Genomic DNA, 22562 nt, shown 5'->3' with positions numbered 1-22562 from the left:
TCGACAACGACATCAGGCTACGCATCACTCGGTTGTGGGGCAGCTTGTAGCTCACGCCTGTAGCGATCCGGCCGCTTTCCTGCGCCGTACCAGTCTGCGCCGGAACCGCGTCCAGTTGGTCCTCTCCCAGATGCTCGGCGGCGTCCGTTCCGGGTCCATCAGTTCACTCTCGGCCAGCGGGCTGTCCTCACCCTCGACGGTGTCCGGCTCGAACGGCATCAGCGTCCGGCCGTCGCCGCGCAGCGCCTCGACGGTGGCCAACAACGAACCCTTCTCGGTGAGAAGGTCGTCGAAGGTGTCCGACGCGACGTCGAGGTGCTCGCACAACAGCTGACGCCGTATTCCGACGATGGTGTCGCGGAGTCGGTCGCCGTTCGCGGTGTCTGCCGTCACCTCGACCGCCAGGTCGCACTCCGAGTCGAAACCCATCGACCGGTTGTTGAGGTTCGACGAGCCGACCCGCAGAAGGCGGTCGTCCATCACCAGAATTTTGGCGTGCACGTAAATGGGGTTTCCGCCCGCGGTGACGGGGTAGTACACCCCGAGCTTGCCGCCGGCGTCGGCGTCCCACAACAGGTGCAGCAGTCGTCGGCGGGCCCCGTCCATGGCCAGCCGCTCGAGCCACCCGTCGGCGTTGCGGGGCAGCACCAGGATGATCTCCGGGCCGTCCGGTTCACGCAGTCGCGTGGCGATCGCCTCCGCGATGGTGCGCGACGCCAGGTACTGACTTTCGATGTACAGCGACCGTGCCGCGCCCGCGATCGCCGCCAGATAGAGAGCCTCGATCTCGCGAACCTCCCCCCGATCGGCGAGTTCGGGCAGAGTACGGGCGATGCCGACGTCGACGGAATGCATCGTCGGCTCCAGCCCGTCCGGCCAGGGTGTCGTGTGCGCGGTGTCGTCGAGCGCCGGAAGTTCCTTGCCGGTGGCGGTCTTCCATCGGGCGCGGGCCTGTTCGCTGACAGCTTTGGCGGCGTCACCGTCCACCGCGGTGGTCGCGTCGTGCCACGGCCCGTAGCGGTTGCCGTTCGGCTGGGTGCGGTAGTGGTTGTCGTCCCGGTGATCGGAGGTGTCCCAGCGGTCCACGGTCATGTCGATACCGCCGCAGAACGCGAGCGTGTCGTCGATCACGACAATCTTCTGGTGATGAGCGGACCCGACCGGGTGAGCTCCGTCGATCTCGAAATGCAACCGGCGATCCGTCACCCAGTTCACCATGAACACCGGGGTCATACCGCGCCCGATCGCCGCGAAGGCCCCGATGTTCCACTTCAGCAGATAGATCTCCAGATCGGGACGCTTCCGGGTCAGCCAGACGAGGAATCGTCCCAGCCGATTCGGGCCCTCGAGCGTCTTCTCGTCCGGCTCGAACTTGATCCGCGTGTCGAAGTCCCAGCCGATCAGGATGATGCGGTGCCGGGCCTGGAGCATTGCAGATTTGGCGTGGCGGAAGTAGTCGGCGGCGTCGACGATGCACGCCAGCCGATCGGCGTGCGTGACCTGCCAGCACGTGTCGCCCGGTGCGAGTATCGGGCTCTCGTCGCTCATGTTTCCGCTCTCCCCGTCCGGTGGGACCGCCCTACCCCCGAAGGCGGACGATTCACACTACTGCCATCCCTGCGCGGACTACCGTGGAGAGGTGCGGCATCGGTGGCGCATCGTGGCGTTACTCGCACTGGTCAGCGTGCTCTGGGCACCCACTGTCGGTGCGGTACCGGTGCGCTCCGACGAGCGTCCCGGAACGGTCATCGCATCCTCCGAACTCCCGGCGGAGCTCCGACTCCCGGGTGCAGGCGCTGCGTACCGGATGACCTATCGCACCACCGACCGGCACGGCGTCACGCCCTGTACCGGAATGCTGTTCGTGCCGGGAGGCCCACCGCCCGACGGGGGCTGGCCGGTGATCGCCTGGGCGCACGGCACGGTGGGGAACTCCGATTACGACGCTCCGTCGGTGACCGGCGTCGACACGGAGTCGCGAGACTATGTCAGCAGCTGGCTGCAGAGGGGCTACGCCGTCGCGGCGACGGACTACGTGGGGCTGGGCACTCCGGGGGTACCGCCCTACCTCGACGGCAAGGTTGCCGGACGCAGTGTCGTCGATTCGGTCCGGGCTTCGAGGGAGGTCGACGATACCCTGTCCTCGTCCTGGGTCACGGTCGGACTGTCACAGGGTGGGCAGGCCTCCGTGTTCGCCGCCCACGCTGCCACCACCTACGCGCCGGAGCTCGACTACCGCGGCGCCGTCGCGGGCGGTGTGCCCTCGAACATCGAGCTGGTGGCGCCGTGGAGTGGTCCCTGGTTTCCCCCGCAGGGGCTCGCAGGCCTGACGGTGTACATGTCCTATCTGATCGCCGGGTTCCGCGACGCGTATCCGGAACTCGACCTCGACAGTTACCTCACCGAGGTGGGTAGGCGATTGGTCGATGCGGCGCCGGAGTTGCCGTTCCGCGAGTTTGTGAGGCTGACGCGCAACGTCTCGGTGGCGCAGATGCTGTCGCGCGGGCTGGACGCGCCCGACCTGCAGTCGGCGCTGCGCGAGTATCTGGAAGTACCCGTCGCCGGTTACGACCGCCCGCTACTGATCGTTCAAGGTGTCACGGACCCGTCGGTGCCGTTCCCCCTGACGGACAAACTGGCCGCAGACATGCGCCGAGCGGGAACCCCGCTCGACTACCGCATGTACTCGGGCGGCCACTTCGCCAGCATGTACCAGTCCGCGCCGGAGCAGGCCGTGTTCGTGGCGGCGCTGTTCAGGCAGGCGACTCGAGGTACCGGGTGAGTTCGCGTGCGGCGGCTTGCCCCGCACGGTTGGCGCCGATGGTCGACGACGACGGCCCGTAACCGACCAGATGGATCCGCGGATCGGCAGCTACCTGAGTGGCCAGCCGCCCGGTCATCTCGATGCCGCCGCCCGGGCCGCGAAGTCGCAGCGGCGCCAGATGGTCGAGCGAACTGCGAAAGCCCGTGCACCACAGAATCACATCGACGTTCTGCTCACGCCCGTCGGCCCAACGGACACCGGTCGCCGTGATCTCGCTGAACATGGGCAACCGGTCCAGCACCCCGCGCTCGCGGGCGGCGCGAATAGCGGGAGTGACAGGGAGGCCGGTCACCGACACCACCGAACCCGGCGGGAGACCGCGCCGGACTCGATCCTCGACGAGGGCGACCGCGGCCCGGCCGATCTCAGGGGTGAAGGGCTCGTCCCGGAACTCGGGCGGACGCCGGGTAACCCACGTGGTGGTGGTGACCCGGGAGATCTCGTCGAGCAGTTGCACCGCCGAGATACCGCCGCCGACCACCAGCACGTGGCGTCCCGCGAACTGATCCGCCGACGAATAATCCTTGGTGTGCAGCTGCTGTCCGGCGAACAACTCCGCGCCCGGATATCGGGGGATGAACGGGCGCTCCCAGGTGCCGGTGGCATTGATCAGTCCGCGAGCGGTGAAGGTGCCCGCGTCGGTCTCGATCCGCAGCCGCTGCTCGCGGGCACACACCACGCGCGTGTGCACGGGCCGGTGCACCGGCAGTTCGAACTGTTTCTCGTACGTCGCGAAATACTGGGGGACCGCGGTCGACGCCTGCACCTGGGCCGCCGCCACGTCATCGCCGTCGACGCCGACCGCATCGGCGAAGGAGAGGCCGGGAAGATCGTGCACCCCGTTGACAGTGCTCAGGGTCAGTGACGGCCAGCGGAATTGCCAGGCGCCCCCGGGCCCGGCCGCATGGTCGAGAACCACGAACTCCGTCTCCGGCTCCACCCCCAACCTGCGCAGGAAGTAGGCGGCGGACAACCCCGCCTGACCGGCCCCGATCACCACCACGTTCACATTCCGACTCATGTTCGTCCTTACCTCCTCCTGGACAACTATCCGACCGGCTCCCGTGTTCCGGCCGTTCCGGCGTGTGGTTGGCTGGCAGCGGTCCAGTCGGGTGGGCACGTCAGCAACGCAACGGACAGCAAACACGGAGAAAGCGAGTGGACATGATCGGGACGAGTCGTGACGGCGACGTCATCACCCTCGAATTACAACGCCCCGACCGCCGGAACGCCCTGAACACCGAACTCTGCGAGCGCCTGCGCGAGGAGATGGAGACGTCCGTCACCGACGGCGGACGAGTGATCGTGCTCACCGGACAGGGCACCGCGTTCTGCGCGGGAGCCGATCTGTCGGGCGACGTGTACGCGGACGGGTTCACCGACACCCTGCTCGAGATGCTGCACACCATCGACTCGGTCCCCGTCCCGGTGATCGCCGCGATCAACGGTCCGGCCATCGGCGCAGGAAGCCAACTGGCCCTCGCTGCGGACCTGCGGGTGGTGGCCCCCGAAGCGCGTTTCGCCATTCCCGCTGCCAAGCTCGGTATCTCCGTCGACAGGTGGACCGTGCACCGGCTGGCGTCGCTGATCGGCGGCGGACCGGCCCGCACCATCCTTCTCGGAGCCGAGGAGGTCGGTGCCGACGAGGCCCTCGCCCACGGTCTCGCCAACAAGCGTGGCGACCTCGCAGTCGCACAGCGCTGGGCGCACTCCATCGCCCGGCTCGCCCCGCTGTCGTTGCAGCACCTCAAGATGGTTCTCAACGACGACGGCACCCAGAGCCCGCCGCCGCCCGAGCAGCTCGCCGCACTCCATGCCGCGTGGAAGAGCTACGACGCCCACGAAGCGCGGGTGGCACGCGCGGAGAAGCGGCCCCCGGTGTTCCGGGGCCGCTAGCCGGCCGCGTCACGTACGGCGCACTCGTGGTTACAGTTGTCGGGATGAACGCGAAACGCGCTGTGACGACAGTCCTGGCAACTGCCACACTCGGGTGGCTGATGAGGGCTGCGTGGGGTCTGCCCGCGCAAATCGGTGCGTCCCGCGCGCAGGTGCGTCCCTACGCCGCGGTGTCGCCGAGATACCGCAACCAGCAGTTCCACAACTCCGACCCCGGCAGCACGATGTTGCCGGGATCGGAAACCGGAATCCTGAAGGCGCTCGTCACCCGGGGCACCGCTGGACGACCGCGCAGGCCGATTCCGCTGGCCACACCCCTCGCACCGGTCGAGGCAGCCGACGTCGCGGTCACCTGGTACGGCCATTCGAGCGTGCTCGTCGAGGTCGACGGGTACCGGGTCCTGGCCGATCCGGTGTGGAGTCGCCGGGTGTCTCCGTCGACGTTCCTCGGTCCGTCCCGCATGCATCCCACACCGGTGCCACTCTCGGACCTGCCTGCCGTCGACGCCATCGTCATCTCCCACGATCACTACGACCACCTCGACATGGCGACGGTGCGGCAACTCGTCTCCAGCCAGAAGGCGCCGTTCGTCGTCCCGGTCGGGCTCGGCGCGCACCTGCGCCGGTGGCGGGTGCCGGAGGAGCGGATCGTGGAACTCGACTGGGACGAGTCGACCACCGTGGGTGCGCTCACGCTGACCTGCACGGAGGCGCGGCATTTCTCCGGTCGCGGGCTCGTCCGCAACACCACGCAGTGGGCGTCGTGGGTTCTCGCCGGCCCCGAACGCACCGTGTTCTTCGGTGGTGACAGCGGATACACCCCGAGGTTCGCGGACCTCGGCCGCCGCTACGGGCCGTTCGATCTCACCCTGCTGCCGGTCGGTGCCTACGACCCCCGGTGGGCCGACATTCACATGAACCCGGAAGAGGCGGTGCAGACACACACCGACCTCCAACAGGGAGACGCCACCCGCGGACTCCTGGTTCCCGTGCACTGGGCGACCTTCAATCTCGCCTTCCATGCGTGGTCCGAACCGATCGTCCGGCTCGTCGAGGCCGCGGAAGACACGGGCACGACGGTGGCCGTGCCGATGCCGGGCCAGCGCGTCGACGCGACGAAGCCGACGGCGCAGACGCCGTGGTGGACCGCCCTCGGCTGATCTGTGGAACGCGGTGCCGGGTGCTAACTTCCGGTCCATGAACACACGAACCCAGCGGCTGGACGAGCTTCCCTTCACCCGGAAGCACGGAAAGCTGCTGCTCGGCTCCGGCGTGGGGTGGGCGCTCGACGCGATGGACGTGGGGCTCATCTCGTTCGTGATGGCGGCGCTGGCCGTGCAGTGGAAACTGAGTTCGACGGAGCTGTCGTGGATCGGGTCGATCGGCTTCGTCGGCATGGCGGTGGGTGCCGCCCTCGGCGGGCTACTCGCCGACCGGATCGGACGACGCCAGGTATTCGCGGTCACGCTGCTCGTCTACGGCCTCGCGACCGGTGCTACCGCGCTCGTCGGTTCGGTCGCCCTGCTGCTCGTTCTGCGATTCGTCGTCGGCCTCGGCCTGGGCGCGGAACTTCCGGTGGCGTCGACGCTGGTCAGCGAGTACGCACCGCGCAAGGTACGGGGGCGCGTCGTGGTGGCGCTCGAGGCGTTCTGGGCACTCGGCTGGATTCTGGCCGCGCTGATCGGATACTTCGTCATCCCCCTCGGTGACAACGGATGGCGATGGGCCCTGGCCGTGGGACTCGTCCCCACCCTGTACGCGGTGGCGGTGCGGATCGGACTGCCCGAGTCGGTGCGGTTCCTCGAACGACAGGGCCGATACGAGGAAGCGGAAGCCGCGGTCCGCTCGTTCGAGGAATCGGCGGGCGTGACGGCCGCGGTCGATGGTGGCAACGCCGACAACGCCGCCGGTCCCGACAGCGCCACCCCGCAGCCACCGGCAGAGTCGATCTGGTCGCCGCGGCTGCGGTCCCGAACGGCCGCGCTGTGGACGGTGTGGTTCTGTATCAACCTCTCCTACTACGGCGCCTTCATCTGGCTGCCGAGCCTGCTCGTCAACCAGGGATTCGACCTAGTGAAGTCGTTTCAGTACACGTTGTTCATCACGCTCGCCCAACTGCCCGGCTATGCGGTCGCCGCCTGGCTGATCGAGGTGTGGGGCCGCCGCAGCACACTCGCGACGTTCCTCCTCGGCTCCGCGGTGGCGGCAGGGCTGTTCGGACTCGCGGATACGCCCGCCACCATCGTGGCCGCCGGAATGATGTTGTCGTTCTTCAACCTCGGCGCTTGGGGCGCCCTGTATGCGATCGGTCCGGAGCTGTATCCGACGTCGGTGCGGGCGGCAGGGACGGGTGCGGCGGCGGCCTTCGGCCGGATAGCGTCGATCCTTGCGCCGTTGATGGTTCCCTGGCTGCTCATCGGCGGGGGAAACGCACTGGTGTTCGCCGTGTTCGCGGCAGCATTCCTCGTGGCCGCCGGTGCGGCGTTCACGCTGCCGGAGCGTGCCGGGATGGTTCTCGAGGCGGGATGACCGCCTGTCGCCGCCCCGTTGCGTAGCCTGTGGACCATGGCGTACGACGAGACCGGTACGGACGGTGTTGCCGTCCTCGCTGCGCACGGCTTGACCGCCGACCAGGTCGCCGAGCGGGTGGCCGCAGGCAAGACCAACGACGTGCCGGACCGCGCCAGCCGGTCGATCCGCGACATCGTGCGCGCCAACGTCTTCACCCGGATCAACGCGATCCTCGGCATACTGTTCGTCATCGTTCTGGCGACGGGTTCGATCATCGACGGGATGTTCGGGCTGCTCATCATCGCGAACAGTGGCATCGGCATCATCCAGGAGATACGCGCCAAGCGGACTCTGGACGAACTTGCCATCGTCAGCCAGACCAAACCGGTGGTGCGCCGCAACGGATCGGCCGTTGCGATGGCGCCTCGGGAGGTGGTGCTCGACGACCTCATCGAGCTGGGATCGGGCGACCAGATCGTCGTCGACGGTGTCGTGGTGGAGGCGAGCGCGCTCGACATCGACGAATCGCTGCTCACCGGCGAGGCCGACCCGGTGCACAAGGCGGTGGGTGATCCGGTTCTGTCGGGGAGTTTCGTTGCCGCCGGCAGCGGCTGCTACCGGGCGACGAAGGTCGGCAGTGACGCCTATGCCGCGAAACTGGCGGAGGAGGCCAGTAAGTTCACACTCGTACATTCGGAGTTACGCAGCGGCATCGACACGATTCTGAAGTTCATCACGTACCTGATGATTCCGGCGGGGCTGCTCATCATCTACAACCAGCTGTTCTCGAGCGGTCAGGCGTTGCGACCGGCGTTGAACGGCATGGTGGCCGCGCTGGTGCCGATGGTGCCCGAGGGGCTCGTGCTGATGACGTCGATCGCGTTCGCCGTCGGCGTGGTCCGGCTCGGCCGGCGTCAGTGTCTGGTGCAGGAGTTGCCCGCCATCGAAGGGCTCGCCCGGGTCGACGTGGTGTGCGCCGACAAGACGGGCACGCTCACCGAGAACGGGATGCGCCTGTCCGAATTGCGTTGCGCCCTGGCCGAAGATGCCGGTCCGGCCGGCGCCGCACTCGCTGCCCTGGCCGCCGACGATCCACGCCCCAACGCCAGTGTCCTGGCGATCAAGGAGGCGTTCCCCGACGATCCCGGCTGGGGCGACGCCACGGCTGAGGCGCCGTTCTCCTCGGCGAAGAAATGGAGCGGACAGTCGTACGGTTCCCACGGGAACTGGGTGCTCGGCGCACCGGACGTTCTCCTGGACCCGGGCAGCGCCATGGCACGGGAGGCGGAGCGTGCGGGTGCGTCGGGACTGCGGGTGCTGCTCCTCGGCAGCGGCGACGTTCCGGTCGACCATCCGGCGGCGCCGGGGGTCGTCACGCCTCGCGCCCTCGTGATCCTCGAGCAGCGGGTGCGACCCGATGCGCGCGGCACCCTCGAGTACTTCGCGGGTCAGAACGTCACGGTCAAGGTGATTTCCGGCGACAACGCCGTGTCGGTCGGTGCCGTGGCCGGATCGCTCGGCCTTCCGGGTGGGAACCGACCCGTGGACGCCCGCACCCTGCCGTCGGAACCCGAGGCCCTCGCCGATGTTCTCGAGGAATCCACCACGTTCGGCCGGGTGCGGCCGGATCAGAAGCGGGAAATGGTGGCAGCGTTGCAATCTCGCGGCCACACGGTGGCGATGACGGGTGACGGTGTCAACGATGTTCTCGCGCTCAAGGACGCCGACATCGGCGTGTCGATGGGATCGGGAAGCCCCGCGACGCGGGCGGTGGCACAGATCGTGTTGCTGGACAACAAGTTCGCCACATTGCCGTACGTGGTCGGTGAGGGTCGCCGGGTGATCGGCAACATCGAACGCGTCTCCAACCTCTTCCTCACCAAGACCGTCTACTCGGTGTTGCTGGCGTTCCTGATCGGCCTGACGGGTGCGCTGTCGCAGATGTTCGATTTCGAACCGGTCCCATACCCCTTCCTGCCGAGGCATGTGACCATCGCGGCCTGGTTCACCATCGGTATCCCCGCATTCATCCTCTCGCTGGCTCCCAACAACGAACGTGCCCGCTCCGGCTTCGTCCCACGGGTGATGCGGCTGGCGGTGCCGTCGGGCGTCATCATCGGTGTCACCACGTTCATTTCGTACCTCCTGGTCTACGCCGGGCCCGAGCAGACCCAGACGCAGAAGGTGCAGGCGGGTACGTCGGCACTGATCACACTCATCATGATCGCGCTGTGGGTGCTCGCCGTCGTCGCACGCCCGTACGTGTGGTGGAAGCTGGTCCTGATCTTCGGGTCCGTCGCGGCGTACCTCGTCCTGTTCGCCCTCCCGTTCACGCGGACGTTCTTCGAGCTCGACCCGACCAACGTGGCTGCCACCACGTCGGCGCTCACCTGCGGTCTCGTCGGGGTGGTTCTCGTGGAGGTGGCGTGGTGGGTGACGGGCCGCCTCCACGGAGAGCATCGACGACTTTTCGCGCCACCGGCGGATCTGCCGGGCCGCCGCTGAGGGCGGTGGCTCGCGTCCTGTTAACGGGACCGTTGGCGTCCCTGGCTCGATGCTGTGAGACTGGGTGCGCTGCGAGTGTTCGATCTCGCGCAGACGCTATGTGCGCAAGCACAGAGGAGGAAGAACGATGAGTTTTGCCGACACACTGAAGGGCCTGCTGGGCAAGGGGAAGGCTGCGGCCTCGCAGAACGCGGACAAGGTTCACGGCGCCATCGACAAGGCTGCCGACCTCGCGAACAGCAAGACCGGTCGCAAGTACAGCGACAAGATCGACAAGGCTGCCGACGCGGCGAAGAAGGCAGTTCCTCCGAAGGAGTGACCACCCTTCCCACGAGACCTGTCCGGGCCCCGGTTCTCGAACCGGGGCCCGGACGCGTCCGCGGTGATGAGCCGCGAGCTCGGGGCGGGCACGGCACAATCGAACTGTGAACGGCGTCCTCGTGCTTCTCGTCATCATCGCGGCCATCGCGGTGACGAGTCTCGCCAAGCGCCGCGATCTGCAGCCGCCCCTCGTTCTGGTCACGATCGGCGCGATCGCCTCCTTCATTCCCGGCCTTCCGCGCCTCGAACTCGACCCCGAGGCCATCCTCGGAGTCGTGCTGCCGCCCCTGTTGTACTCGGCGGCCCTCAAATTCTCGGTGGCCACCTTCCGTCGCCACCTCGGGCCGATTCTGCGGCTCGGCATCTTCACCGTGCTGGCCACGGCATTCGCCGTCGCGTTCTTCGCCTCGTGGTTGTCGCCCGAGCTGACGTTGGGGGCTGCACTGGTACTCGGGGCGGTGGTCGCGCCGACGGACGCGGTCAGCGCTGTCGCCGTCGGCCGCCGACTGGGGCTGCCGAATCGGGTGATCGCCATTCTCACCGGTGAGGGCCTGGTGAACGATGCCACCGCTCTGACACTGTTCGCCGTGGCCGTCTCGGCCGTGGTCGGAACGGATGTACCGGTTCACCCGGTGTTGTTCTTCGCCTACGAGGTGATCGGTGGAGTGCTCGTCGGGCTGGTCCTCGCCAAGATCGTCGAGTGGGTGCGGCGCCGCATGTACGACTCGCCACTGGAAACGGTCCTGGGGCTGATGCTTCCCTTCGCGGCGTACCTCGCCGCCGGGCAACTGCACGCCTCCGGCGTTCTCGCGGTGGTTACGGCTGGATTCCTGATGGGCCACAAGGCAACCGACGCCTCGGTCTCCACCCGCATACAGGAGCGGTCCCTCTGGGAAAGCGTGGATCTCGTGCTCGAGATGTTCGTGTTCGCCTACATGGGGTTGCAACTCAAGTTCGTCATCGTCGACGTCCGCGACAACGGATTGCCGGTGCACCACATCTTCTTCTACGGGTTCGCGGTCCTCGTCGTGGTGATGGCGGTGCGGCCGGCGTGGATACTGCTGCACCGGTTTCGCCGCCACATCGGTCTGGTGGTACGTACACCGGGCGACACCGTGGAACTCGGCTGGCGCGAAAGCCTTGTCGTGTCGTGGGCCGGCATGCGCGGAGTCGTCACGATCGCGGCAGCGGCGGGGATTCCGATGACGGTCGCGAGCGGAGCCCCTTTCCCGGGACGGGAAGTCATCCAGGCCATCGCCTTCGTCGTCGCGGTGGGAACCCTGCTCATCCAGGGCGCCACCATGCCGTTGCTGATTCGAATGCTAGATCTGGCAGACCCCCTCGAACGTCAACGGGAAGAGGAACAGGTGAAGCACGCGCGCACCATTTCACGCGAGGCGGGCGAACGGTTTCTCGACGACTGCGCCGAGCATCCGCCCTCGGGAATCGACTCCGCAGAGGTGACCGACATTCTGTCGCGGGTACGCCGGTCGATGCGGGCACGCCTGCAGGCCGAAGAAGCGGAAGAGCCCGGCGAGAAGGCGCGGGCCGGCGTGGTGTTCGACGACATCCGCCGGGCAGCGCTGCGTGCGCAGCGGCAGGCGTTGATCGATGCCCGTGACGCGGGCAGTCTCGACGACGAGGTAATGCGTACCGTATTGGAAAGCCTCGACGTGGAAGAGGCTGCAGCAGAAGAGCGGGTCCGACGGCGTCGAGAATGGGGTGCGCGATGACAGGTCTGTCGAGGCCGCGTGCGGGATGGCCCGTGATCTTCGCCGTCGCCGGGGTCGTAGTGCTCGCAGCGTGCGGCGCAGACGGGGCGACCGTCCCGCCGCCCTCCGCTCCCGCAGCGACCTCCACCCCCGCGTTGCCGCCGGCCCCCACCGGGGACGACCGCGGCGCGCTCACCATGCAGACCCCCGTGGCCGGCATCGACCCGGCGATCACGAATCTGGGAGCAACGGCAACCCGCGTCGTCTATCGGTCGACGTCGGGAGTCGACGGGGCCGGTACCGAAGTGGTGGGCACCGTGTTCACACCGGCAGGACCCGCTCCCGAGGACGGTTGGCCGGTGGTCACCGTGGGGCACGGCACCACCGGGGTCACCGACGACTGCGCGCCGTCGGCGTCACCGACGCTGTCGGGCACCACCGGACTCGTCGTGCCGCTCCTGCAGAGGGGGTATGTGGTGACCGTCAGCGATTACCAAGGTCTCGGCACCGACGGCCCGCACCCCTACCTCGAACCCGTCACCGCGGCATACAACCTCATCGACGCCGTCCGCGCGGCCCGCAACGTGGTGCCCGAGGCCTCGACGCGCTGGGCGGCCCTCGGGGTTTCCCAGGGCGGTCAGGCGTCGTGGGCGGCGGCCGAACACGCGGACGACTACGGGGACGGGCTCGAATTCGTGGGTTCGGCCAACCTGTCGCCCGCGGCTGATCTGTCGGGCATCATGGCGGAGGGAACCGCAGCCCCGTTGTCGTTGCCGCAGAAGATGTTCCTGCCGTACCTACTCGAGGGGCTCTCGGTGCTCCATCCGGACCTCGATCCGGCCGACTACATGCGCGGCGCGCTCGCCGACAATCAGGAGATCACGCTGTCGTGCGTCACGGCGAGACTCTCCGAGAAGTGGACTGTGGCAACCCAGCTCACTCCGGTGGACACCGGACCGCGCACGGAGGCCGCCGCCGAACGGATGAACGGCTGGCTCGAGGAGATCGCACTGCCACGCGAGCGCGCCGAAGGCCCGATGCTCGTCGTGGTCGGTGAGCGAGACAATCTCATTCTGCCGCAATGGACTTCGGAAGCCGTCGACAACGCGTGTGCGCAGGGCGACGTCATCGAGTTCGAATCCCGACCCGGGGAGGGTCACGCCGACGGACGCGCCGTGCCCGGTGCGGTGCAATGGATTGCCGACCGCTTCGCCGGTGAGCAGGCGCCGAACACCTGTGACGGCGGCGCACGGTGAGCGGATCGGTGATCGACCGACTGCGGGCGTTGTGCCTGGCGTTGCCCGAGGCGACCGAACGCGTCAGTCACGGAGAACCCGCATGGTTCGTCCGCCGGTCACCCCAATTCGCGACTCTCGCAGACCATCACCACGACGACCGCTTGTCGTTCTGGGCCGCCGCTCCCGCAGGCGCGCAGCAGGACTGGGTTCGGCGCGACGAGGAGCGCTTCTTCGTGCCGCCGTACGTCGGCGGGCGCGGGTGGGTAGGCGTGTACCTCGACGTGCCGCAGGATTGGCGCGACCTCGCCGACATCGTCGAGGAGGCCTACCGCACCGTGGCCCCGAAAACGCTGGTCGCTCGACTGGACGCCGGACAATGAGCCGTCGCGGGCTGCTGCAATGGTTGCGGGCGAGGCAGGAGCTGACCACACCCACCGAACGAGCGGTCCACACCACCCTGCACACGGCGTCGCTGGCGGCCGGATCGTTGCGGCAGGGACTCGACGAGACCTCGGCGCAGGAGGCGGCGCCGCATCTGCGCCTGCTTACGGGTGCCCAGGCGCTCGCGATCTTCGATGCCGCCGGACACCTCCTCGCCTGGAACGGCCCCCACGAGGCGTTGGCGGAACAACTCCACGATGCGGCGAGCCGGGCGGTCGACGGGGAGCGCCGGGTGCTCGTCGCCTACGGCGGACTGGTTCGCAGCGCCGGTGACCACGGGGTGCGGGCGCTGATCGCCCAGCCCCTGCTCATCGAGGCCACCGGCGTGGTGGGAGTGCTCGGGGTGGTCACCACGGAGGACCCGGGGCCCGGCATTCTGGGCGCCGTCACGGAGGTGGCCCGGTATGCGTGCAGTCAGATCGAACTGGCCGACCTGGATGCGTCTCGCGCGCGACTCGACCGCGCCGAGGTGCGGGCGCTGCGCGCACAGATCAGCCCGCACTTCATCTACAACGCGTTGAACACCGTGGCGTCGTTCGTGCGCACCGATCCCGACCGGGCCAGGGAACTGATCCTCGAGTTCGCCGATTTCACCCGGTATTCGTTCCGGTCGGCGGGGGAGTACACCCTGCTGGCGGACGAACTCCGCAACATCGACCGATACCTCACCCTCGAACGTGCCCGATTCGGTGACACGCTGGCCGTCACCCTGCAGGTGGCCCCGGAGGTGCTCAATGTGGTGCTGCCGTTTCTTGCGCTGCAACCGCTGGTGGAGAACGCGGTGCGGCACGGCATCTCCGGCAAACCCGAGGGCGGCACCGTCACCATCGTCGCCGCCGACGAGGGTACGGACTGCGTGATCAGCGTGGAGGACGACGGAATCGGGATGGACCCGGAACTGCTGCGGTCGGGGTCGCTCGACGCGGTCGCCGAGTCGTCCGGCATGAAGGAGGCGGCGCACGTCGGGCTCGCCAACGTCGACGACCGGCTGCGCGCCGCCTTCGGCAACGACTACGGGCTGGTCGTGGAGACCGCGCCCGGGGCGGGCACCAAGGTGAGCATGCGCGTTCCCAAGTTCCGGCAGGGGATCCGCCCGTGACCCGGTGGGGTCCGTGCGAAAATCGGTTTCGTTGTGAATGACACTGACGACATGGCCCCCCGAGCGTCCGGAAGCGACGCGCCGCTCACCGTGCTGGCCGTCGACGACGAGAAACCCGCCCTCGACGAGTTGGCATTCCTGCTGCGCGCGCAGGACGCCGTCGGGGAAATCCGCACCGCAGGGGAGGCCACGACGGCGCTGCGCATCCTCCGGGACGGGAACATCGACGCCGTGTTCCTCGACATCAACATGCCGGGACTCGACGGCCTCGAGCTGGCCGGCATCCTGTCGAACTTCGCGTCGCCCCCACCGGTCGTGTTCGTCACCGCACACGACGACCGGGCTGTGGACGCGTTCGACCTCGGTGCCGTCGACTATCTGCTCAAACCGTTGCGCGAGGAACGTCTCGCCGAGTCCGTGCGGCGGATCGTCGAAGGCCGGCGGCGCCGAAAGGAACCCGCCGCAGCCGGGGCGGTGTCCGACGAGGTGATCCCGGTCGAGCTCGGCGGCGTCACCACTCTGGTACACCGTTCGTCGGTGGAGTGGGTCGAAGCCGACGGTGACTACGCGCGACTGCACACCGCCGACCGTTCACATCTCGTGCGCATTCCGATCTCCGCGCTGGAGGCACGCTGGGCCGAAGCCGGTTTCCTCCGCGTGCACCGTTCCTACCTGGTGTCCCTGCCGCTGGTCACGGGAATTCGCACCGTCGGCAACGGCCTCGTCGTCTGTCTACGCCCGCACGGTGATCTGCCGTCCGTCGAATTGCCGGTCAGTCGACGGCACACGCGAATTCTCAAGGATCGCCTGGTCCGGGCACCGAAACAGTCATGGACCGCGCGATGAGCTCGCCCGAACGGGTTCGAGTGGTGCTGGCGCAGCGGCGTGGGGCCCGCATCGTGCGTACCCGTGTCGAGGTCCAGGAACAGACCGAGGTCGGGGATGCCATGATCCGCGGGCTCGTCCGCGCCCAGCTGTGGCTCGCTGTCCGGCTCGCCGTCTTCGCCGCGGGTGTCCTGTGCGCGGTACCGGTTGTCCTGCTGTCCTTCCCCGCGGTGTCGGAGGCGACCGTGCTGGGGATTCGCCTGCCGTGGGTGGTGCTCGGCGCCCTGGTGTATCCGGTGCTCCTGACGACTGGGTGGGTCTACATCCGGCAGGCCGAGCGCAACGAGCAGGAATTCACCGAACTCGTGGACGACTGAGCACGCCGTGACCACCGACCAGCCGATTCCCTGGCTCACGTTGGCCGGTCTGGCTGCGGCGGCCGTCGCCACCGTGGCCATCGGAATCTACGGCGTGCGGTTGGCCCGCACCACCTCCGACTTCCTGGTCGCCTCGCGTAGCGTCGGCCCGCGCTGGAACGCCGCCGCGATCTCCGGTGAATACCTCTCGGCCGCATCCTTTCTCGGAGTCGCCGGGCTCATCGCCAAGTACGGTGCCGACGCCCTGTGGTACCCGATCGGGTTCACGGCCGGATACCTGGGCCTGCTGCTGTTCGTCGCGGCGCCGCTGAGGAGGTCGGGGGCCTACACGGTGCCCGACTTCGCCGAGTTCCGGCTCGGCTCGGCTCGGGTTCGTACGCTCGCCATGATCGTCGTCGCCGTCATCTGCGCGCTGTACCTCGTCCCGCAGTTCCAGGGGGCCGGCCTCACGCTGAACATCCTCCTCGGCGTCCCCAGCTGGGTCGGAGCGGCGGTGGTCGGGGTCATCGTCATCGCCAACGTGGTGGGCGGCGGCATGCGGTCCGTCACCTTCGTGCAGGCGTTCCAGTACTGGCTCAAACTGACCGCGGTCGCGATACCCGCGCTGGTGTTGTCGGTGTACTTCTTCGCCGACTCCCACGAGTTGGGTGCACCCGCACCGCCCACCGTCGACGAGCAGACCACCGTCGACATCACCACCGACGTCGTCGTGCAGGTTTCGGCTCCCGTGACGGTCGGGGGGTCGGGAACGATCGACGGAGTGGAGAACACGGAAGACGTCACCCTGGCACCCGGTGAACACCATCTCGGCGAGGGCACGTCGATGATCCTCGAAGCGGGGTCGCCGGTTCCCGTCGTCGCGGGCGCACCGGCCGACAACTCCGACTGGATTACGCCCGGATGGGGTTTCGGGGGCGGGCACCCGACATATCAGGTGTATTCGCTGATAGTTGCCACATTCCTCGGCACGCTCGGGCTTCCGCACGTCCTGGTCCGGTTCTACACCAATCCCGACGGACGGGCGGCGCGGTTGACGTCCCTCGCCGTCGTCGGACTGCTCGGGGTGTTCTACCTGTTCCCGACGCTGCTCGGCGTGTTCGCGCGGTTGTACGTGCCACAACTGCTGATCACCGGCACCTCCGACGCCGCGGTGCTCCTGCTGCCCGGCTCGGTGTTCTCCGGTTGGGGTGGTCAGCTGCTGGCCGCGCTCGTCGCCTCCGGTGCGATCGCCGCCTTCCTGTCCACGTCGTCCGGACTGCTCGTCAGCATCGCGGGGGTACTGAGCACCGATGTGCTGCGTGGACGGGTCCGCGACTTCCGGATTGCCGCGACCCTCGCCGGGGTCGTGCCACTGGCGCTGTCGTTGGCGGTGACGTCGCTCGACCTGTCCCGGACTGTCGGCCTGGTCTTCGCGGTCGCGGCGTCGACGCTGTGTCCCTTACTCGTCCTCGGCATCTGGTGGCGCGGACTCACCGCGGCCGGGGCGGGCGCCGGGATGACGGCCGGGGGACTCGTCGCCGGTACTGCCGCAGCTGTCGTCGTGGTGGGCGGCGTCCCCGACGACATCGCCGACGGTTGGCCCGCCGCGATGGTCGCCTACCCTGCTGCGGTCAGCGTGCCGCTGGCCTTCGCCACGATGGTGCTGGTCAGCAAGATGACGAAGCGTCAGATCCCCGCCGACCTCAGCCGGATCTTCACCCGCATGCACGCCCCCGAGCGCCTCGGTGTCGGCTCCGACCGCGAGAGGGAGCTCCGCTCCCCGTGAGTGCTTGACGAGTCTCTGCACTCCTCGAGCACGCACGAGGGGTGAAGCCGCTCGTCGCGGTCGGGTAACCGTTCGGCGCACACTCCGACAGTTCGGCGTGTGACTGCCGCCACACTATGTTGTTGTGACTCACCTCTCAGTACCGTCGATTTTCAGTTCACTTCATGCGTGCGACCAAGGAGTCAGCAGTGACCACAGCCGATATCAGCGAGGGAGCGTCGCAAAAGCGGCGCACCCCTGATGCGCAAGCCTTCCTCGACATGCAGGCGAGTCCGGAGTTCCAGGAGTTGCGGCGCCGCCTTCGTAGGTTCGTCTTTCCCATGACGGCGTTCTTCCTCGCCTGGTATGCGGCGTATGTGCTCCTGGCCACCTACGCCTCCGAACTCATGGCGACCAAGGTGCTCGGCAACATCAACCTCGGCATCATCCTCGGCCTCGGGCAGTTCGTGACCACCTTCGCGATCACCGCCCTGTACGTGCGGTTCGCGAACCGGGAACTCGATCCCCGATCCGCCGCCATCCGTGAAGAGCTGGAAGGACCCGTGAAGTGATCAACACCCTCGCGGCCGGTACCGACGTCGGCAACCCGCTCCTCAATATCGCGATCTTCGCGGCCTTCGTCGTGATCACGATGACCATCGTGATCCGTGCGAGCCGCACCACCAAGAAGGCCTCGGACTTCTACACCGGTGGCGGTCAGTTCTCCGGACCGCAGAACGGTTTCGCCATCGCCGGCGACTACCTGTCGGCGGCGTCGTTCCTCGGTATCGCCGGTGCCATCGCGGTGTACGGGTACGACGGATTCCTGTACTCGGTGGGCTTCCTCGTCGCTTGGCTGGTGGCTCTGCTCCTGGTCGCCGAACTCCTCCGCAACACCGGCCGATTCACGATGGCGGACGTGCTGAGCTTCCGGCTGAAGCAGCGCCCGGTGCGCATGGCCGCGGCGCTCTCCACGCTCGTCGTGTCGCTGTTCTACCTGCTCGCGCAGATGGCGGGCGCCGGCGGACTCGTCGCGCTACTGCTCAACATCGACGGCAAGGTAGGCCAGGCCATCGTTGTCGCCGTGGTCGGTGCGTTGATGATCGTCTATGTGCTCGTCGGTGGCATGAAGGGCACCACCTACGTGCAGATGGTCAAGGCGGTGCTGCTCGTCCTCGGTGCCGGTGTCATGTTCTTCCTCGTCCTGTTCGCGGTGCGCGGCAATTTCTCGCAGCTGCTCGCCGACGCGCAGGCCACGGCCGCCGGTTCCACGAACGAGGCGATCGCGGGCCGCGACATGCTCAGCCCCGGTGCCAAGTACGGCATCAGCTCGATGAGCAAGCTCGACTTCATCTCGCTCGGTATCGCGCTGGTTCTGGGAACCGCCGGCCTTCCGCACGTATTGATGCGGTTCTACACGGTCCCCACCGCCAAGGAAGCTCGCCGCTCGGTCACCTGGGCAATCGGGCTGATCGGCGCGTTCTACCTGTTCACGCTGGTCCTTGGTTACGGCGCCGCCAAGATGGTCGGACCGGACACCATCCTCGCCGCGCCCGGCGGTGAGAACGCGGCCGCACCGCTGCTCGCATTCGAACTGGGCGGCACCATCTTCCTCGCAGTCATCTCCGCGGTCGCGTTCGCGACCATCCTCGCAGTGGTCGCAGGCCTGGCGATCACGGCCTCGGCATCGTTCGCCCACGACATCTACGCCAGTGTCATCAAGCGCGGTAATGCCTCCGAGGAGTCGCAGGTACGGGTGTCGCGCATCACGGTCGTCGTGATCGGCGTCGTGTCGATCATCCTGGGCATTCTCGCGATGGGGCAGAACATCGCGTTCCTGGTGGCGCTCGCGTTCGCCGTCGCCGCTTCGGCCAACCTGCCGACGCTGCTGTACTCCCTGTTCTGGAAGAAGTTCAACACCACCGGTGCGCTGTTCAGCATCTACGGCGGCCTCGTCAGCTGCCTCGTGCTGATCGTCTTCTCCCCGGCGGTGTCCGGCAAGAAGTCGTCGATGTTCCCGTCCGCGGACTTCGACTTCTTTCCGCTGGCCAACCCCGGCATCGTGTCCATCCCGCTCGCGTTCCTGCTGGGCGCTGTCGGCACCTACATCGGTCGCAGCAAGGCGGAGGATCCCGCCAAGCAGGCGGAGATGGAGGTCCGTTCACTCACCGGTGTCGGCGTGGAGAAGGCCGTCTCGCACTGATCCCGCCTGTGAGTACTTCTTAACCGCCCGCGGTTAAGAAGTACTCACAGGCGGCTAGGCTGCAGCGATGGCGAAACTTACGGTCGAGACGGACGTCCCGCTGACTCCCCAGGACACCTGGGACAAGGCATCGAATCTGCAGGAGTTCGACAAGTGGTTCGTGGTGCACGACGGCTGGCGCAGCGAGCTTCCCGAAACGCTCACCGCTGGTACGGTTCTCAGCTCCGTCGTCACGGTCAAGGGGCTGCGGAACCGGGTGAAGTGGACCATCAAGGAATATGACGCTCCGCGGCGACTGGTCCTGAAGGGTGACGGCAAGGGCGGCGTGAAGCTCGGCCTCACGCTGGAAGTGAAGGCGAAGGGTGGCGGCTCCGAGGTCGTGTTCACCATCGAGCTGGGCGGCGCGCCGCTGTTCGGACCCATCGGCTCCGGTGTCGCGAAGGCACTGAAGGGCGACATCGAGAAGTCGCTGCAGACGTTCGTGGAGCTGTACGGCTGATCGACACACCTGCCGGACCCGGAATCGGAGCGAGGAAAATCCTCCCGCAGCGCACAATATGTATGTATTGGCGGCGGAAGGGTGTCGATGGCGAACACGGGAACCCGGCAGGTGACGGTCGACGGACATCGGCTGTCGCTGACCAACCTGGACAAGGTCCTCTACCCCGAGTCGGGCACCACCAAGCGTGAGGTGATCGAGTACTACACGCGAATCGCGCCCGCGATGATTCCCCACATCCTCGATCGGGCTGCCACCCGTAAACGTTGGCCGAACGGCGTGGAGAGCGACCCGTTCTTCGAGAAGAACCTGGCCGCTTCCGCCCCTGCCTGGCTGGAACGACGGGCCCTGGAACACTCCGACCGTTCCGTGCACTATCCGATTCTCAACTCTGTGGCGGCGCTCGCCTGGGCGGGTCAGCAGGCAGCGCTCGAAATCCACGTGCCGCAGTGGCGATTCGACGGGTCGCGGCGCGGGCCGGCCACCCGGATCGTCTTCGACCTCGACCCGGGACCGGGCGTGGGTCTGCCGGAATGCGCCGAGGTTGCCCGCGCCGTCCGGGACCTCGTAGCCGAACTCGGCTGGACCGCCTTCCCGGTGACGAGCGGCAGCAAGGGCATTCACCTGTATGTGCCCCTCGACCGGAAGTTGGAGGGGTCGGGGGCGTCGACCGTCGCGAAGCAGGTGGCGACGGGCCTGGAGAAGCTGATGCCCGAACTGGTCACCGCCACGATGGCCAAAGCGGTTCGCGCCGGGAAGGTGTTCGTCGACTGGAGTCAGAACAATCCGTCGAAGACGACCATCGCGCCGTACTCGTTGCGGGGACGACCGCAGCCGTTGGTCGCGGCGCCCCGCAGTTGGGACGAACTCGACGATCCGGAGTTACGGCAGTTGAGCTTCACGGAAGTGCTCGAGCGGTGGGAAACCGACGGTGACCTACTGGCCGATCTCGACCCGCCGTGGGAGAACGACGCGACGCTGGCCGACTATCGCCGCAAACGCGACCCGAACCGAACCCCGGAACCGATGCCGGACAAGGTCAACCCCGGTGCGGGCAACAGTTTCGTCATTCAAGAACATCATGCCCGGCGCCTGCACTACGACCTCCGGCTGGAGCGCGAAGGTGTTCTGGTGTCGTGGGCGGTGCCGAAGAATGTGCCCACCTCCACCGGTGAGAACCGGTTGGCCGTCCACACCGAGGATCACCCGCTCGAATACCTGACCTTCTCGGGCACCATCCCGAAGGGGGAGTACGGCGGCGGAACCATGACGATCTGGGACACCGGCACGTACGACGTCGAGAAGTGGCGCGACGACGAAGTGATCGTGCAGTTGCACGGCGAGCAGGTGGAGGGTCGTTTCGCGCTGATCCGCACCAAAGGTGATCAGTGGTTGATGCATTTGATGAAGGACCAGTCGACGGGGGAATCGACATCCGCCGAACTGCCACGGGATCTTTCACCGATGTTGGCGACGCCGGGCACCCTCGACGGGCTCGATCCAGCCGAATGGGCTTTCGAGGGTAAATGGGACGGCATCAGAGTGATCGCCGAGATCGGTGGGGGAGAACTGCGTCTGCGCAGCCGGGCAGGTAACGACAAGACCCGCGACTACCCTGGATTGGGCTGGCTTGCAGACGCTCTCGCCGACCACGACGTCGTGCTCGACGGTGAGGTGGTCGCCTTCGATCAGCACGGAATCACCAGTTTCGGCCTGCTCCAACAAGGAAACCAACCCCACTTCCTGGCGTTCGACGTGCTGTACCTGGACGGTGTGTCGTTGCTGCGGAAGAAGTACACCGACCGCCGTCGGGTGCTCGAAGCCCTCGCCGAGAAAGTTGACGACCTCGTGGTGCCTCCGCAGCTACACGGTACGGCGGAGGAGGCGCTGGAGGAGAGTGGCCGCCGCGGTTGGGAAGGTGTGGTGGCCAAACGTCGTGAGTCCGTGTACTTGCCGGGCAAGCGTGGGTCGAGCTGGATCAAGGTGAAGAACTGGCGGACCCAGGAAGCGGTGATAGGAGGTTGGCGGCGCGGGCAGGGCGGCCGTTCCCGGGGGATCGGTTCCATCCTTCTCGGAATCCCCCAGGACGGCGGACTGCGCTACGTGGGCCGGGTGGGTACCGGATTCACCCAGCGCGACCTCGACGAACTCGCATCCACCCTCGGTCCGCTCGAGACCGAAACCAGCCCCTTCGTCGACGACCTCCCGACCGCTGACCGTAAAGGTGCGGTGTGGGTGAAACCCACCCTGGTGGGGGAGGTGCGATTCATGGAATGGACCGGCGCCGGACGACTACGACACCCGAGTTGGCGTGGGTTGCGGGAAGACAAGCGTCCGGCGGATGTGGTGGACGAATCGTAGCGCTCC

General features: G+C 67.4%; 19 protein-coding genes. 17 read left to right on the top strand and 2 right to left on the bottom strand.

The features are described from left to right. Window positions 1-51 precede the first annotated feature (51 nt). Window positions 52-1548: a phospholipase D-like domain-containing protein gene (locus R4P95_RS03360; protein WP_213573339.1), complete on the bottom strand. Its 1497-nt coding sequence runs from the start codon at window positions 1546-1548 to the stop codon at window positions 52-54. Window positions 1549-1639: 91 nt separating this feature from the next. On the opposite strand from R4P95_RS03360, the gene R4P95_RS03355 reads away from it, so the two are divergent. Beyond that, the gene (locus R4P95_RS03355) at window positions 1640-2782 is read left to right on the top strand and encodes a lipase family protein (protein WP_249353980.1); all 1143 of its coding nucleotides are present in this window, start codon (window positions 1640-1642) and stop codon (window positions 2780-2782) included. On the opposite strand, the gene R4P95_RS03350 is transcribed toward R4P95_RS03355, so the two are convergent. Further along, entirely contained in the window at window positions 2754-3845 is a 1092-nt protein-coding gene (locus tag R4P95_RS03350; protein WP_213573338.1) for an NAD(P)-binding domain-containing protein, read from the bottom strand. The two genes, R4P95_RS03355 and R4P95_RS03350, sit on opposite strands and share 29 nt — an antisense overlap. Window positions 3846-3988: 143 nt before the next feature. Here R4P95_RS03350 and R4P95_RS03345 point away from each other — a divergent pair, with 143 nt between their 5' ends. From R4P95_RS03345 to R4P95_RS03270, 16 genes are all read left to right on the top strand, one after another. Next, window positions 3989-4720, top strand: coding sequence for an enoyl-CoA hydratase (locus tag R4P95_RS03345; RefSeq protein ID WP_204164881.1), 732 nt, complete (start codon window positions 3989-3991; stop codon window positions 4718-4720). A 44-nt stretch (window positions 4721-4764) separates the two neighbouring features. After that, window positions 4765-5880, top strand: a complete 1116-nt coding sequence (locus R4P95_RS03340; protein ID WP_213573337.1) for an MBL fold metallo-hydrolase — start codon at window positions 4765-4767, stop codon at window positions 5878-5880. Window positions 5881-5917: 37 nt separating this feature from the next. Continuing rightward, window positions 5918-7249 (top strand): MFS transporter, encoded by a 1332-nt coding sequence (locus tag R4P95_RS03335; protein ID WP_213573336.1) that lies wholly within the window; start codon window positions 5918-5920, stop codon window positions 7247-7249. A 36-nt stretch (window positions 7250-7285) separates the two neighbouring features. Further along, on the top strand, window positions 7286-9736 hold the full coding sequence (locus R4P95_RS03330; protein WP_317743583.1) for an HAD-IC family P-type ATPase: 2451 nt from the start codon (window positions 7286-7288) through the stop codon (window positions 9734-9736). Window positions 9737-9863: 127 nt separating this feature from the next. Further along, window positions 9864-10055 carry an antitoxin gene (locus tag R4P95_RS03325; RefSeq protein WP_213573334.1) on the top strand — a complete coding sequence of 64 codons (192 nt, stop codon included), beginning with the start codon at window positions 9864-9866 and terminating at the stop codon, window positions 10053-10055. Between the two features lie 106 nt (window positions 10056-10161). Next, the gene (locus R4P95_RS03320; protein ID WP_213573333.1) at window positions 10162-11790 is read left to right on the top strand and encodes a Na+/H+ antiporter; all 1629 of its coding nucleotides are present in this window, start codon (window positions 10162-10164) and stop codon (window positions 11788-11790) included. Next, the gene (locus R4P95_RS03315; RefSeq protein WP_317743582.1) at window positions 11787-13025 is read left to right on the top strand and encodes a lipase family protein; all 1239 of its coding nucleotides are present in this window, start codon (window positions 11787-11789) and stop codon (window positions 13023-13025) included. The genes R4P95_RS03320 and R4P95_RS03315 overlap by 4 nt, the downstream gene beginning before the upstream one ends. After that, window positions 13022-13387 (top strand): MmcQ/YjbR family DNA-binding protein, encoded by a 366-nt coding sequence (locus R4P95_RS03310; RefSeq protein WP_213573331.1) that lies wholly within the window; start codon window positions 13022-13024, stop codon window positions 13385-13387. The genes R4P95_RS03315 and R4P95_RS03310 overlap by 4 nt, the downstream gene beginning before the upstream one ends. Further along, on the top strand, window positions 13384-14547 hold the full coding sequence (locus R4P95_RS03305) for a sensor histidine kinase (protein WP_317753811.1): 1164 nt from the start codon (window positions 13384-13386) through the stop codon (window positions 14545-14547). Before R4P95_RS03310 ends, R4P95_RS03305 begins: the two co-directional genes overlap by 4 nt. Window positions 14548-14580: 33 nt before the next feature. After that, complete coding sequence (locus R4P95_RS03300; RefSeq protein ID WP_397517665.1) at window positions 14581-15393, top strand: LytR/AlgR family response regulator transcription factor; 813 nt, start codon at window positions 14581-14583, stop codon at window positions 15391-15393. Then, window positions 15378-15749 (top strand): hypothetical protein, encoded by a 372-nt coding sequence (locus R4P95_RS03295; RefSeq protein ID WP_213573328.1) that lies wholly within the window; start codon window positions 15378-15380, stop codon window positions 15747-15749. The genes R4P95_RS03300 and R4P95_RS03295 overlap by 16 nt, the downstream gene beginning before the upstream one ends. A gap of 7 nt (window positions 15750-15756) precedes the next feature. After that, window positions 15757-17514 carry a cation acetate symporter gene (locus R4P95_RS03290; protein WP_317743579.1) on the top strand — a complete coding sequence of 586 codons (1758 nt, stop codon included), beginning with the start codon at window positions 15757-15759 and terminating at the stop codon, window positions 17512-17514. A gap of 188 nt (window positions 17515-17702) precedes the next feature. Beyond that, window positions 17703-18065 (top strand): DUF485 domain-containing protein, encoded by a 363-nt coding sequence (locus R4P95_RS03285; RefSeq protein WP_317743578.1) that lies wholly within the window; start codon window positions 17703-17705, stop codon window positions 18063-18065. After that, the gene (locus R4P95_RS03280) at window positions 18062-19696 is read left to right on the top strand and encodes a cation acetate symporter (RefSeq protein WP_317743577.1); all 1635 of its coding nucleotides are present in this window, start codon (window positions 18062-18064) and stop codon (window positions 19694-19696) included. The genes R4P95_RS03285 and R4P95_RS03280 overlap by 4 nt, the downstream gene beginning before the upstream one ends. Window positions 19697-19763: 67 nt before the next feature. After that, complete coding sequence (locus R4P95_RS03275; protein WP_159919961.1) at window positions 19764-20195, top strand: SRPBCC family protein; 432 nt, start codon at window positions 19764-19766, stop codon at window positions 20193-20195. 87 nt (window positions 20196-20282) lie between these two features. Next, window positions 20283-22556: an ATP-dependent DNA ligase gene (locus R4P95_RS03270; RefSeq protein ID WP_317743576.1), complete on the top strand. Its 2274-nt coding sequence runs from the start codon at window positions 20283-20285 to the stop codon at window positions 22554-22556. Window positions 22557-22562 lie beyond the last annotated feature (6 nt).

Source organism: Rhodococcus sp. IEGM 27 (assembly GCF_033142305.1).
GTDB classification, from domain to species: domain Bacteria; phylum Actinomycetota; class Actinomycetes; order Mycobacteriales; family Mycobacteriaceae; genus Rhodococcus_F; species Rhodococcus_F oxybenzonivorans.
Note: the sequence above shows the minus strand (reverse complement) of the source record. Positions and strands in the feature narration are given on the sequence as shown.